Consider the following 12,845-nt stretch of genomic DNA (forward strand, 5'->3'; position numbering starts at 1 on the left):
CGCGACTCAGAAGACGTATTCGAGAAAGTCGGTGCCGAGCGTGCGCATCGACTCGAGCACCGCGAGCCGGCCCGACAGTGCGGCATCGTTGAACCGCATCGTGACCGCATAGGCGACCCCTGCGCGCGGGCCCGTCACCACGCCCGCCTCCGAGCGGATGCCGGCATCCGTGCCGGTCTTGTTGAACAGCGCGATGCCGTGGTCGGTGCCGACGTGCGCGAACGGATCGAGCCCGAAGGCGCCGGCCACCATCGACAGGTCGCTGCCGAGGCTCAGCCAGCCGCGCACCAGAGCGCTCGTGGTCTCGTCGACGATCTCGCCGCGGGCGAGGCGCCGGAAGAGGGTGGCGAGCTCGCGGGCCGAGCCGACCGAGAGCTGAGGCGCGTCATCCGGGCCCCGCTCGTCGCGCACGATGTCGAGCAGCAGGGTGCGCTTGAGGCCGAGCGACTCGGCGCGGGCCCGCACGGCGTCGAGACCGATGCGGCGCAGCAGCACGTTGGTGGCGAGGTTGTCGCTCGTGGCGCCGATCAGGGCCGCGAGATCGGCGACCGGCAGCGCCGGAACCTGCAGGTGCTGCCAGAGACCCGAATCGCCGACCGAGTCCTGCGCGGTGCGGTTCAGGATGCTCAGGGCCTCGGCCCCGGGTGCCGGCCGCACCGATTTCGCGGCGCTCGTGCCGGCATCCGTCGCCCTCCCGTCACGGGCCGAGATGCGCGCGGCCACCTCGATGAGCAGCAGCACCTTGCCGATCGAGGCCGTGGGCACCGAGAGGTGGTCGTCGACCGAGAACAGCACCTTGCCCGACTCGAGGTCGACGGCGCAGGCCGTCACCTGCACGCCCGAGAGCGCCAGTTCGGTCAGCGACGCGAACCCCTTGCGGAAGATTCCGCCGTCGTTGTCGATCGAGTCCGACCGCCGGCCCCGGGGCGCGATCTCTTCCCGCTCAGATCGTGCGCGTCGGCGTATCGAATCCGGCATGCTCAGACGACCTCCTTGGGCTGGTGGCGTGACAGCGGGCCGCAGAGCGACCCCCGCTCATGGCCTACTACCAGATCGTCACACGCTCACCTGGGTTCAACCAGAGTTTGTCGTTTGAATCGACGTTGAAAGCATCGTAGAACTCGTCGATGTTGCGCACGATCTGGTTGCAGCGGAACTCGTTCGGCGAGTGCGGGTCGATCGAGAGCAGCCGGATGACCTCGGCGTCGCGCGACTTCTGCTGCCAGGCCTGGGCCCAGGAGAGGAAGAACCGTTGCGCCCCGGTGAGGCCGTCGATCACCGGCGGCTCCTGCGGTTCGCCGTCGGGGCCGCGGAGCGACAGCAGGTAGGCCTTCCAGGCGATGCCGAGGCCGCCGAGGTCGCCGATGTTCTCGCCGATGGTCAGGGCGCCGTTGACGTGGTGGTCGGGAACCTGCTCGGGGGCCAGCGCGTCGTACTGCGCGATGAGCGACGAGGTGAGCTTCTCGAACGCCTCGCGGTCGTCGGCCGTCCACCAGTCGGTGAGGCGGCCGTCGCCGTCGAAGCGCGACCCCTGGTCGTCGAACCCGTGGCCGATCTCGTGCCCGATCACGGCACCGATCGCGCCGTAGTTGGCCGCGGCATCCCGGGTCTCGTCGAAGAACGGGTACTGCAGGATGGCGGCCGGAAAGACGATCTCGTTGAAGCCGGGGTTGTAGTAGGCGTTGATCGTCTGCGGGGTCATGAACCACTCGTCGCGGTCGAGCGGCTTGCCGATCTTGCCGAGCTCGCGCTGGAACTCGAACTCACTCGTCGCACGCACGTTCGCGATGAGGTCGTCGCGGTCGATGGCGAGGGTGGAGTAGTCGCGCCACTTCGCGGGGAACCCGATCTTGGGAGTGAACTTCGCGAGCTTGTCGAGGGCGCGTTCGCGGGTGGCCGGGCTCATCCACTCGAGCGTGGTGATGGAGTCGCGGTAGGCCTCGATCAGGTTGCCGACGAGCACGTCCATGCTCGCCTTCGCGGTGTCGGGGAAGTACTTCTCGACGTAGATGCGGCCGACGGCCTCTCCCATGGCGCCTTCGACCAGCGAGACACCGCGCTTCCACCGGGCGCGCATGCTCGGGGTGCCGGTGAGGGTGCGGGCGTAGAAGTCGAAGTTCTCCTCGACGAAAGCGCTCGAGAGGTAGGGGGCGGCGCCGTGGATGACCTGCCAGGCGAGCCAGTCCTTCCAGCTGTCCAGCGATGCTCCGGTGAGCGCCTCGGCGACGCCGGTGATGAAGCTCGGCTCGCGCACCACGAGCTCGTCGAAGACGCTCTCGGGGGCCGCGAGACCCTCGCGCCAGAGTTCGAACAGCGAGATCTCGGCGTCGTCGTCGTCTTCGGTGTCGTCGCCGTCGGCATCCGGGATGTTCGCGGCATCGCCCGAGAGGTCGGTGAACTCCGGCCAGGTGAGCAGGTTGTAGGTGGCCTGGGCATCGCGGGTGCGCACGTTGTCCCAGTGCGACGAGGCGATCAGGGTCTCGAGGTCGAACACGCGCTGCGCCCTCGCGGCGGCGTCGTCGAGGCCGGCGAGTTCGAACATGCGCTGGATGTGGCCGAGGTAGGCCTCCCGCACCGACGCGAACTTCTCGTCGCGGAAGTAGCTCTCGTCGGGCAGCGAGATTCCGCCCTGCTCGACGAACACCAGGTAGCGCTCGGGGTTGCCGGGGTCGTTGTCGACGAACAGGCGCAGCAGCCCCGGCACGCCCTCGCGCTCGAGGCGCCCCAGGGTCGTGGCGAGCGAGCGCAGGTCGTCGATCGCGTCGACGAGGGCGAGCTGCGGGGCGATCGGTCGGGCGCCGAGCGCCTCGATGCGCTCTTCGTCGATGAAGCTCGCATAGAGATCGCCGAATTTGCGGGCCTCGGTGCCCTCCGGCGCGTTCTGGGACTCTTGGATGATGTCGCGCACGGCCTTCTCGGCCTCTTCGGCGAGCACATAGAACGAGCCGTAGCGCGCCTTGTCCTCGGGGATCTCGGTGCGGGCGATCCACTTGCCGTTGACATGACGGAACAGGTCGTCCTGCGCGCGGATGTCGGGGTCGAGTTCGGTCGTGTCGATTCCGGATTCAGTCACCCGACAACTCTACGCAGGTGCGAGCCCTGCGCCGAGAAGTCGAAAAAGGGTTCCAAAGCCGGAGCCTTGGAACCCTTTTCGACTTCTCGCGTGGTGCGGAGTGTCTAGTCGACGACGGCGCCGCCGAGGCGGAGGCCCGAGGTCTGGTCGAACACGTGCACGTGACCGAGCTTCGGGGTGACGTAGAGCGTGTCGCCGAGGTTCGGGTGCACGCGGCCGTCGACGCGCACGACGAGGTCGGTGCGCTTGCCCTCGACCTCGGAGTGGCCGTAGAGGTAGCCGTCGGCGCCGAGCTCTTCGATCAGGTCGACCGTGACGGTCAGGCCCTCACCGGCGTTCGGCGAGACCACCACGTCTTCGGGGCGCACGCCCACGGTGACGGCCGACCCGGCGCTGGCGAGCAGCGAGCGCTCGACCGGAACCGTCGCGGTGCCGAACTTGATGCCGCCGTCGACCACGTCGGCCGGGAACAGGTTCATCGCCGGCGAGCCGATGAAGCCCGCCACGAAGACGTTGTTCGGGTTGGCGTAGAGGTCGCGCGGGGTGCCGACCTGCTGCAGCACGCCGTCCTTCAGCACGGCGATGCGGTCGCCCATGGTGAGCGCCTCGGTCTGGTCGTGGGTGACGTAGACCGTGGTGACGCCCAGGCGGCGCTGGAGCGACGCGATCTGGGTGCGCGTCTGCACACGCAGCTTCGCGTCGAGGTTCGACAGCGGCTCGTCCATGAGGAACACCTGAGGGCTCCGCACGATCGCGCGGCCCATCGCGACGCGCTGACGCTGACCACCCGAGAGGGCCTTCGGCTTGCGCGCCAGGTAGGGCTCGAGGTCGAGCAGCTTGGCCGCTTCGAGAACGCGCTTGGCGCGCTCCTCCTTGTTGACGCCGGCGATCTTCAGGGCGAAGCCCATGTTCTCGGCCACGGTCATGTGCGGGTAGAGCGCGTAGTTCTGAAAGACCATCGCGATGTCGCGGTCTTTCGGCGGGATGTCGGTGACGTCACGGTCGCCGATCAGGATGCGGCCGTCGTTCACCTCCTCGAGCCCGGCGAGCATGCGCAGGGCGGTCGACTTGCCGGAGCCAGAGGGGCCCACCAGCACGAGGAACTCGCCATCGGCGACGCTGAGGTCGAATGCGTCGACCGCGGGGATCGTCGATCCCGGGTAGAGGCGCGTCGCTTTGTCGAACGTTACAGAAGCCATCGTTGTCCTTCTCCTTCACCGGCAGGTACGTGCCGGACGGTCCGTTGTGAGGTACGTCAGGTGCAACCTACAGGTGTCGGAGTCGATTCCCTATTCTGGGGGACAACTGGCAGCTTCGAGCGAACGCCCGCGTGGCTCCTCGCTCCTCATCGCCGAGTTGCGCCAAAATGCCCATCCCCGTGGTGCTTTGGGTCAATTTGGCGCAACTCGAGGGAAGCTGCTCGAGGAAAGCTGCTCGAGGAGAGCTGGTCGAGGAAAGGGGATGGGATGCCGCGGAGGCGGCGTCAGGCGAGCAGCTTGGCCTTGGCTGCCGTGAACTCGTCGTCGCTCAGGAGGCCCTGGGCCTTGAGGGCGGCGAGCTTCTGCAGCTCGGCGATGATGTCGACGCCGCCGGCGGGAGCGGCGGCGGGGGCCGGCGCGGCTTGCGCTTGCTGGCCGGCCACGGCAGCCGCGGCGGCGGCGTTGATCTGGTCTTGCTGCTGCTGGGCGGCGTAGGCCTCCTGCTGCTGTTGCTCTTCGGCCCGCGATTGCGCGCGGCGCTGCATGCCGCCGCTGACCGCGGTGGCCGTTCCGGCCACGACGGCGGTGCGCGCCGCGAGCCCGATCAACCCGGGGCGACCCATTCGTCTGAACATCGGCATCGTCTGACTCCTGTCTGCTGTGAGCTCTCGGCTCGTGTCTGCGGTGAGCTCTCGGCTCGGCTCGCGGCTGGCGGCTCTACTCGACGGCGATGGCCGCGAGCACCTCGTTGACGACGGGCGCGGGAATACGCTCGGTGCTGAGCACCAGGCCCCGGCCGGCGGCGAGTTTCGAGGCGAGCCGCTTCGCCCAGGTGAGCTCGATCACGAGCAGCGCGGCCGACGAGCCGGCCGGGATCTCGGCCGCGAGCTCTTCGATGTCGTCGACCGAGGCCAACCCCGTCGCCTCGAGCGCGAAGTCGTCGAGGCCGACCGCGTCGCCCGCGTCTTCGAGTTCGAGCACGGTGACGACGCCCTCCGGCGAGCGCGTGACGAAGAGCAGGTCGAGCAGCCGCACCGTTCCGGCGTCGACCACGTCTCGGAAGGCGTCGACGATCTCGGGGCCGGGGCGCTCGCCCTCGAAACCGATGAGCATCAGTTCGACCGGACCGTAAGTGAAATCGGACATCGTGACCTTCTCGTCGGATCGGCCTCCGGCGGGGTGCTGGTGCACCGTGCGGGCCGATGATCGGCACGTTACCAGTCCCGCGTGGCGAGGGCCAGGGTGCTTCGGGCGGGCCACGACGGGGTGGGCTGCTTAGGCTGAAGGGGTGCAGACGATCGACCGCGACATCCTGCGTCTGGCGGTGCCGGCGCTCGGGGCGCTGGTGGCGGAGCCGCTCTTCCTGCTGACCGACACGGCGCTCGTGGGACATCTCGGGCAAGACCCGCTCGCCGGGCTCGGAGTGGCGAGCGCGGTGCTGCAGACGGTGGTGGGCCTGCTGATCTTCTTGGCCTATGCCACCACGCCGGCCGTGGACCGGCGGCTCGGTGCGGGCGACACCCCGGGCGCCATCACGGCGGGCATCGACGGCATGTGGCTGGCGCTCGGCGTCGGTGTCGTGCTCGCGCTCGTGGGCTGGCCGCTCGCATCCGGGGTGGTCGGGTTGTTCGGCAGCACCGCCGCGGTCGAGGGTGAGGCCACCACCTATCTCACGATCTCGCTCATCGGGCTGCCGGGCATGCTCCTCGTCATCGCCGCGACCGGGCTGCTGCGCGGGTTGCAGGACACGCGCACCCCGCTCGTCGTGGCGGTCGCCGGTTTCGCGGCCAACGCGGCGCTCAACGCCCTGCTCATCTATGGTGCCGGGTGGGGCATCGCGGGCTCGGCCGCCGGAACGGTGATCGCGCAATGGGGCATGGCCGCGGTCTACGTGGTGATCGCGGTGCGTGCGGCACGGGCATCCGGGGTCTCGCTGCGACCGGGGCTCGACGGGGTCACCGGTGCCGCGTCGGCGGGCGGTTGGCTGCTGCTGCGCACCGCGAGTCTGCGCGCGGCGCTGCTCGCCTCGGTGGTCGTGGCGTCGTCGCTCGGGGTGGTGCAGCTCGCGGCGTTCCAGATCGCGATGACGGTGTTCGCGACGCTCGCGTTGATTCTCGACGCCCTGGCCATCGCCGGGCAGGCGATGATCGGGCACGGGCTCGGCGCCTCGCAGGTCGAGCGGGTGCATGCGGTGACCCGGCGGCTGATTCGCTGGGGAGTGCTCTCGGGGGTCGTGCTCGGTGTGGTGCTGGCGGTGCTGGCGCCGTTCGCCGGGGCGGTGTTCAGCCCGGATGCGTCGGTGCAGGCCGCGCTGGCCGTGTGCCTGTTCGTGATGGCGGCCGGCATTCCTCTCGGAGGATATGTGTTCGTGCTCGACGGCGTGCTGATCGGCGCGGGTGATGCGCGGTATCTCGCGGTGACAGGTCTGGTGAACCTGGCGGTGTATGCGCCTCTGCTCGCCGCGGTCGCCGTGCTGCAGCCCGCGGGGGCGGCGGGGCTGGGCTGGTTGTGGGCGGCGTTCGGGTTCGGGTACATCGGGGCGCGGGCCGTCACCCTGGGGCTGCGGGCGCGGGGGTCGCGGTGGATCGTGACGGGTGCGCCGGCGGCGGCGCCCTGATGGCGGCATCCCGTCGCTGACGGAAGGGCTTGCCGTCGGCGACGGAAGGGCTGGCCCTCGGTGATGGACGGACTGCGCGTCAGATGGTGAAGTGGTCGCCGGGGCGGGCCACGACGATCTCGCCGGCGAAGTGGGCGGCTGCCCGGGCCACCACCTCGTCGGCCGTGACGGTGCCCGCGATGTGGGTCAGCACGAGTCGCTTCACCCCGGCGGCAGCGGCGGTGCGGCCCGCGTCTTCGGGCGTGTGGTGCGCGGGGGCTTCGCCTCCCGCGGCCGGGTGGTCGTAGCCCGCTTCGAGCAGGAGGGTGTCGGCGTCGTCGGCGATCTCGTCGAGCGAGAGGCAGGGTGCGGAGTCGCCCGAGTAGGCGAACCGGCGGCCGGCCTGGAGCACCGTCAGGCCGAACGCGGGCACGCCGTGCTGCACCGGACCCCACTCGAGGCGCAGGTCACCGAACTCGGCGTCGCCGAATCCGCTCATCGGGCGGTGCTCGAACACTCGAGGGAGCTCGGCGACCGAATTCGGGCCGAGGAACGCGGCGAGGCGCTCGAGCATGCCCTCGGGCGCGATCAGCGGAATCGGCGCCGCCGGCGCGCGCTCGGCGAACCGCAGCGCGTAGTAGGCGACGAGAAGGTCGGCGGAGTGGTCGGCGTGCCGGTGCGACACCCAGATGGCGTCGAGCTCGGCGATCTCGGTGTGCCGCTGCAGTTCAGCCAGGGTGCCGGTGCCGGCGTCGAGCCAGACGGTGGTCTGTGCGGTGGGCCGTGCCTTCGCGGCGGCGTCGGTCTCCGGCGCGGTTTCGTTCTCCGGCGCGGTTTCGGTCTCAGGAGCGACCGAGCTCGTGAGCAGATATCCGGAGCACGCGTTGCCCGGGCGCGGATAGGGCGTGGCCGTTCCGAGCACAGTGAGTCGCATGCCTCCATTCTCCCGGTGCCCGCGGCCCTAGGCGTGCCACCTCAGGTCGAACTCCCACCACTGTCGCCGGCACCGCCACTGGCATAGGAGCGGAAGAGTTCGTGCTCACGGTCTCGACGCGGGTAGAAGACGAGCACCACCACCGCGCCGATCACCATCGTGAGGATGCCGGTCGCGTAGGCCCAGTCGGCGCCGTCGAGAAAGGACTGCCGCGCCGCCGCGACGATGCCGTCGGAGTACTGCGGGTATTGCTTCGCGATCGAGATGGCTCCGTCGAACGACTTCTGCAGCTGGGCCTGGATGCCGCTGGTAATCTGGCTCTGCACGTCGGCCGGCGCCGAGGCGACCGACCGGGCGATGGCGGTCGCGTATCCGGCGGTGAGGATCGCCCCGAGCACCGACTGCATGATCGACCCGCCGAGGTCGCGCTGCAGATCGGACGTGCCCGACGCCATGCCCGCGCGGGAGACCGGCACCGAGTCGGTGAGCGACCGCGACGCCGGCGGTCCGGCCAGACCCACCCCCGCCCCGACGAACGCGTAGCCCACACCGACGGGCAGATAACCGACGCCGACATCCCAGAAGACGAACATGGTGACGAACCCGAGCAGACAGAAGGCGAACCCGAGCAGGAACACCACGCGGGCCCCGAACCGGATCACCAGCCGGCTCGACACCGGCGAGGCGAGAATGAGCAGCAGCGCCGCGGGCAGGATCGACGCCCCGGCCTCGAGCGCCGTGTAGCCGAGCACGTTCTGCAGGAAGAGCTGACCGATGTACATCGCACCCATCAGCGAGCCGAACACGATGATGCCGCCCACCGCCGCCACCCAGAACGTGCGCCGCGCCGCGACCTGCAGGTCGTAGAGCGGATTCGCGGCCCGCCGCTGCCGCAGCACGAAGCCGACCCCCGCCACCACCGCGATCGACCCGAGCACGATCGCCAGCACGCCGGCGCCGGGCACCGCGGCGAAGTTGATCGCCAGCACGAGCGACGCCACCAGCACCACCGACAGGACTCCACCGAGATTGTCGACCGGTTCGGTGTTCTCGTTCACCTTCGCCGGAACGACGACGAGCACGAGCACGAGCGTGATCGCCGCGAGCGGCGGCGTCATCAGGAACACCGAGCCCCAGTCGAAGATGCCGAGCAGCCAACCCGAGGCCAGCGGCCCGAGCGCCGAGATGGCGCCGCCGAGACCCGACCACAGCGCGATGGCAGCGACCCGCTTGGGCCCGCTCCACAGCGCGGCGATCAACGACAACGTCGTGGGGTAGGCCATGCCCGCCGCGATGCCGCCGAACACGCGCGCGAGGAAGAGCACCTCGACCGAGGGCGCGAACGCGGCCAGCAGAGCGGCCGGGATGCTCAGGGCGAGGCCCAGCACGAGCATGCGTTTTCGCCCGTAGCGGTCGCCGAGCGCGCCGAGGTAGAGAACCGACCCCGCGAGACCCAGCGAGAAGCCGACGGCCACCAGGTTGAGGGCGGTCTGCGACGCGTCGAAGGCCTCGCCGATCGACGGGAGGGCGACGTTGGCCACCGACAGGTTGAGGTTCGCGACCCCAGACGCGAGAATCAGGGCCACCAGCACCAACCCACCGCGCGCGGGTGCCGTGCCCACCACCCGGGCGGCTCCACCACCGGTGACGCCGGCCGCCGTCGCCCCACCGGCCGCTCCACCCGCGCTCGAATCCGAACCCCTCACCACGCCCATGGCATCCTCCCCGGCCCACCCACCCCGCATCGCCTGAGCACGACAGTAGTGCACCCGAACAGTGGCATTCCCGCCGTCTGACCCGTTTGTGCACGGCCGCTCGAACTCACCTCGCGGTGCAGGACTCGCCGACGCCCCCGGCCCGGCACCGAGCCTCAGCCGCCGGCCGGCCCCGTCGTGTCGCCGACATGCAGCTCGCACCGGAACAGCTCCGACCGCACCTCGTCACCGGCCAGCAACGCCGCCACCGCCACCCCGGCCGCGTGCCCCTTCTCGGCCGCCGGTTGCACCATCGTGGTGAGGTCGTGGGCGGTGAGTCCGTCGATGCGCACCCCGTCGAATCCCGCGACGCTCAGCTGCCCTGGCACACTCAGCCCGAGCTCCTCCGCCGCCTGCAACGCTCCCGCGGCCAGCAGGTCGCTCTGCGCGATGATCGCCGTCGGCCGCTGTTCGGCGGGCACGTCGAGCAGCGCCCGCGCTGCCACCGCACCCTCCTCGACGAGGTTGTAGCCCGCCGAGTAGGCAACCAGGTCGGCGAAGACGCGCCGCGTGCCCTCGAGCCGATCGGCCGTCACCACCGTCGTCATGACCGCCTCGCGCTCGGGCGTCAGCTGGCCGGTCTCCCGCTCGGAATCGGTGGCCAGGCAGATCACCGCCACCCGACGGTGGCCGAGATCGTGCAGGTGCCGGGCCAGGCGCTCCGAGGCATCCGCGTTGTCGAGGGCGATGTCGACCACCCCGTCGAGCCCGCCGCCCTCGATCGAGATGAGCGGGATCGCGCGCTGCCGCAACGACGACACGATCTCGGTGAGCACGGGGCTGCAGCCCATGAGCACGGCGGCGTCGATGGCGGCCGACCGGATGCCGCCCCCCACCGCTCCGGTCTCGGTCATCAGCAGCAGGCCATTGCTGTCGACCCCGAGCCCCGAGGCGATGCCGTCGAGCGTCGCGATGTTCACCGGGTCGCGGAAGGCGAACAGCAGCCGTTCGTCGAACACGATGCCCACCACACCCGAGCGGCCCTGGCGCAACGATCGCGCCCGCGGGTCGGGGCCCGAGTAGCCGAGGGTCGTCGCGGCATCCATCACCCGTCGCCGGGTGGACTCCGATACGGGGCCGGCGCCACTGAAGGCGAGCGACGCGGTCGAGGCCGAGACGCCGGCGAGCTTCGCGACGTCGGAGAGCGTCGATCGCGGTTGCTCAGGGGTGAACACGATTGCTAGTGTAGTCGAATCGATTCGATCGAATCGATTCGACACCCCCCACCCGAACGGACCCCATGGCGGAGACCCTCACCCGACGACAGCTGCTCGCCTGGCGCAACGCGATCTTCGTGGTCTTCGCGCTCAGCGGCATCTCGATCGCCAGCTGGGTCGCGCGGCTGCCTGCCGTGCGCGACCACCTGGGTCTCGACACGGCACAGGTCGGCATCCTCATCTTCGCGATGTCGGCGGGGTCGGTGATCGGTCTCATCGCCGCCCCGCCTGTGATGCTGCGGGTCGGCGCGCGCGCCGGCATGGTGTTGTCGCTCAGCATCGTCGCCGGGGGCACGGTCGTGATCGGCCTCGGCACCTCGGTGTTCTCGTCGGCCGTCGTGGTGGGCGTCGGCCTCGCGGCCTTCGGCTTCGGCAACGGGTCGGTCGACGTGATGATGAACGTCGAGGGCGCCGCGGCCGAGAAGGCCATCGGCAAGACCCTCATGCCCCTCATGCACGCCTTCTTCAGCTTCGGCACCGTCGCGGGCGCCGGCCTCGGGGCCCTCGCTTCGGCCCTCTCGATCGACGTGGCCGTGCACCTGGCCGTCATCGCCGTCATCATCGTGGTGAGCGTGCTCGTCGCCATCCGCTACGTGCCCCGCGGGGTCGAGGCCGACGACCCGGGTCTGGCAGCACCGAAGGAGCCGTTCCGGCAGCGCCTCGTGGCGAGCCTCGCGGTCTGGAAAGACGTGCGCCTGCTCGCGATCGGCGTGATCATGCTCGGCATGGCCTTCGCCGAGGGCTCCGCCAACGACTGGCTCGCGATCGCCGTGGTCGACGGCTACGACCAGAGCAACACCACCGCCGCGATCATCTTCGGCCTGTTCACGGTGTCGATGACCGTCGGCCGCGTCGCCGGCGGGCCCGTGCTCGACCGCTTCGGGCGTGTGCCGGTGCTGCGGGTGAGCGCGCTGCTCGGGTTCCTCGGCATCCTGGCCTTCATCTTCGCGCCCGTGCCATGGATCGCCTACGTCGGCGCCGCGTTCTGGGCGCTAGGCTGCTCGCTCGGGTTCCCGGTGGGCATGTCGGCGGCGGCCGACACCGACGACCCGAAGCAGTCGGCCGCGCGGGTGAGCGCCGTGGCGATCATCGGCTACGTGGCCTTCCTCGTCGGCCCGCCCGTGCTCGGCGTGCTCGGCAACCACTTCGGCATCCTGCACGCGCTACTGCTCGTGCTGGTGCTCGTGGCCCTGGCCGGGCTGTTCTCGCCGGCAGCCCGCGAGCGCAGCCGCCGCGTGCGCCCCACCGTCTCCGCCTGAGGGGCAGCTCCCTCCGCGTGACGGGCAGCCCTCTCCGCCCGACGGGCAGCCCACCCGGCCTGACGGGCCCCGCCCGGAGCGTTACGCTCTACTGGTGCGTCTCGTCATTGCCACCTGTTCCGTCGACTACGCCGGCCGGCTGAGCGCCCATCTTCCGCTCGCGAAACGCCTGCTGATGCTGAAGAGCGACGGCAGCATCCTGGTGCACTCCGACGGCGGCTCCTACAAGCCCCTCAACTGGATGAGCCCGCCCTGCACGGTCACCATGCTCGAGCCCGACGAGGCGCAGACGGATGCCGGCATCACCCAGATCTGGAAGGTCACCCAGAAGAAGACCGACGATGTTCTCGTGGTGTCGCTCTACGACGTGCTGCATGACTCCGAACACGAGCTCGGCATCGACCCGGGCCTCGTGAAAGACGGGGTCGAGGCCCATCTGCAGAAGCTCCTGGCCGAGCAGATCACCCTGCTCGGCGACGGCCACACCCTCGTGCGCCGCGAGTACATGACCGCGATCGGGCCGGTCGACATCCTCGCGCGCGACTCGGCCGGTGCCGCGGTGGCTGTCGAGATCAAGCGCCGCGGCGACATCGACGGCGTCGAACAGCTCACCCGCTACCTCGAGCTGATGAACCGCGATCCGCACCTCGCGCCCGTGCAGGGCGTGTTCGCGGCCCAGGAGATCAAGCCGCAAGCGCGCACCCTCGCTCAGGATCGCGGCATCCGGTGCGTCGTGCTCGACTACGACGCCATGCGCGGCCTCGACGACGCCGACAGCCGCCTCTTCTAGAGAGCGTCCCGCGACCAGCCGCG

11 protein-coding genes are annotated in these 12,845 nt (G+C 70.2%); 3 read left to right on the top strand and 8 right to left on the bottom strand.

The window, feature by feature from the left end; translation table 11 throughout:
- Window positions 1-6 precede the first annotated feature (6 nt).
- The 5 genes from N1032_RS16390 to N1032_RS16410 form a co-directional block, all read right to left on the bottom strand.
- A complete protein-coding gene (locus N1032_RS16390) occupies window positions 7-978 on the bottom strand; it encodes a serine hydrolase (protein ID WP_259540256.1) in 972 nt (323 codons plus the stop codon).
- 67 nt (window positions 979-1,045) lie between these two features.
- Window positions 1,046-3,073 (bottom strand): M13 family metallopeptidase, encoded by a 2,028-nt coding sequence (locus tag N1032_RS16395; protein ID WP_259540257.1) that lies wholly within the window; start codon window positions 3,071-3,073, stop codon window positions 1,046-1,048.
- Window positions 3,074-3,177: 104 nt separating this feature from the next.
- Window positions 3,178-4,272, bottom strand: a complete 1,095-nt coding sequence (locus N1032_RS16400; RefSeq protein ID WP_259540258.1) for an ABC transporter ATP-binding protein — start codon at window positions 4,270-4,272, stop codon at window positions 3,178-3,180.
- A gap of 284 nt (window positions 4,273-4,556) precedes the next feature.
- Window positions 4,557-4,907: an SHOCT domain-containing protein gene (locus N1032_RS16405; protein WP_310795958.1), complete on the bottom strand. Its 351-nt coding sequence runs from the start codon at window positions 4,905-4,907 to the stop codon at window positions 4,557-4,559.
- 82 nt (window positions 4,908-4,989) lie between these two features.
- Window positions 4,990-5,418: a DUF6325 family protein gene (locus N1032_RS16410; protein ID WP_259540260.1), complete on the bottom strand. Its 429-nt coding sequence runs from the start codon at window positions 5,416-5,418 to the stop codon at window positions 4,990-4,992.
- 142 nt (window positions 5,419-5,560) lie between these two features.
- On the opposite strand from N1032_RS16410, the gene N1032_RS16415 reads away from it, so the two are divergent.
- Window positions 5,561-6,889 (top strand): MATE family efflux transporter, encoded by a 1,329-nt coding sequence (locus N1032_RS16415; protein WP_259540261.1) that lies wholly within the window; start codon window positions 5,561-5,563, stop codon window positions 6,887-6,889.
- 79 nt (window positions 6,890-6,968) lie between these two features.
- Here N1032_RS16415 and N1032_RS16420 read toward each other — a convergent pair whose 3' ends face one another.
- The 3 genes from N1032_RS16420 to N1032_RS16430 all read right to left on the bottom strand — a co-directional run bounded on the left by N1032_RS16420 (window position 6,969) and on the right by N1032_RS16430 (window position 10,731).
- Window positions 6,969-7,802, bottom strand: a complete 834-nt coding sequence (locus N1032_RS16420) for an MBL fold metallo-hydrolase (protein WP_259540262.1) — start codon at window positions 7,800-7,802, stop codon at window positions 6,969-6,971.
- A gap of 41 nt (window positions 7,803-7,843) precedes the next feature.
- On the bottom strand, window positions 7,844-9,517 hold the full coding sequence (locus tag N1032_RS16425; RefSeq protein ID WP_259540263.1) for an MFS transporter: 1,674 nt from the start codon (window positions 9,515-9,517) through the stop codon (window positions 7,844-7,846).
- A gap of 155 nt (window positions 9,518-9,672) precedes the next feature.
- Window positions 9,673-10,731 carry a LacI family DNA-binding transcriptional regulator gene (locus N1032_RS16430; RefSeq protein ID WP_259540264.1) on the bottom strand — a complete coding sequence of 353 codons (1,059 nt, stop codon included), beginning with the start codon at window positions 10,729-10,731 and terminating at the stop codon, window positions 9,673-9,675.
- Between the two features lie 65 nt (window positions 10,732-10,796).
- On the opposite strand from N1032_RS16430, the gene N1032_RS16435 reads away from it, so the two are divergent.
- Window positions 10,797-12,032, top strand: a complete 1,236-nt coding sequence (locus N1032_RS16435) for an MFS transporter (protein ID WP_259540265.1) — start codon at window positions 10,797-10,799, stop codon at window positions 12,030-12,032.
- Between the two features lie 94 nt (window positions 12,033-12,126).
- Entirely contained in the window at window positions 12,127-12,822 is a 696-nt protein-coding gene (gene nucS, locus N1032_RS16440; protein WP_259540266.1) for an endonuclease NucS, read from the top strand.
- Window positions 12,823-12,845: the final 23 nt, after the last annotated feature.

It is taken from the genome of Herbiconiux daphne, assembly GCF_024979295.1.
In the GTDB taxonomy this organism is placed as follows: Bacteria; Actinomycetota; Actinomycetes; order Actinomycetales; family Microbacteriaceae; genus Herbiconiux; species Herbiconiux daphnes.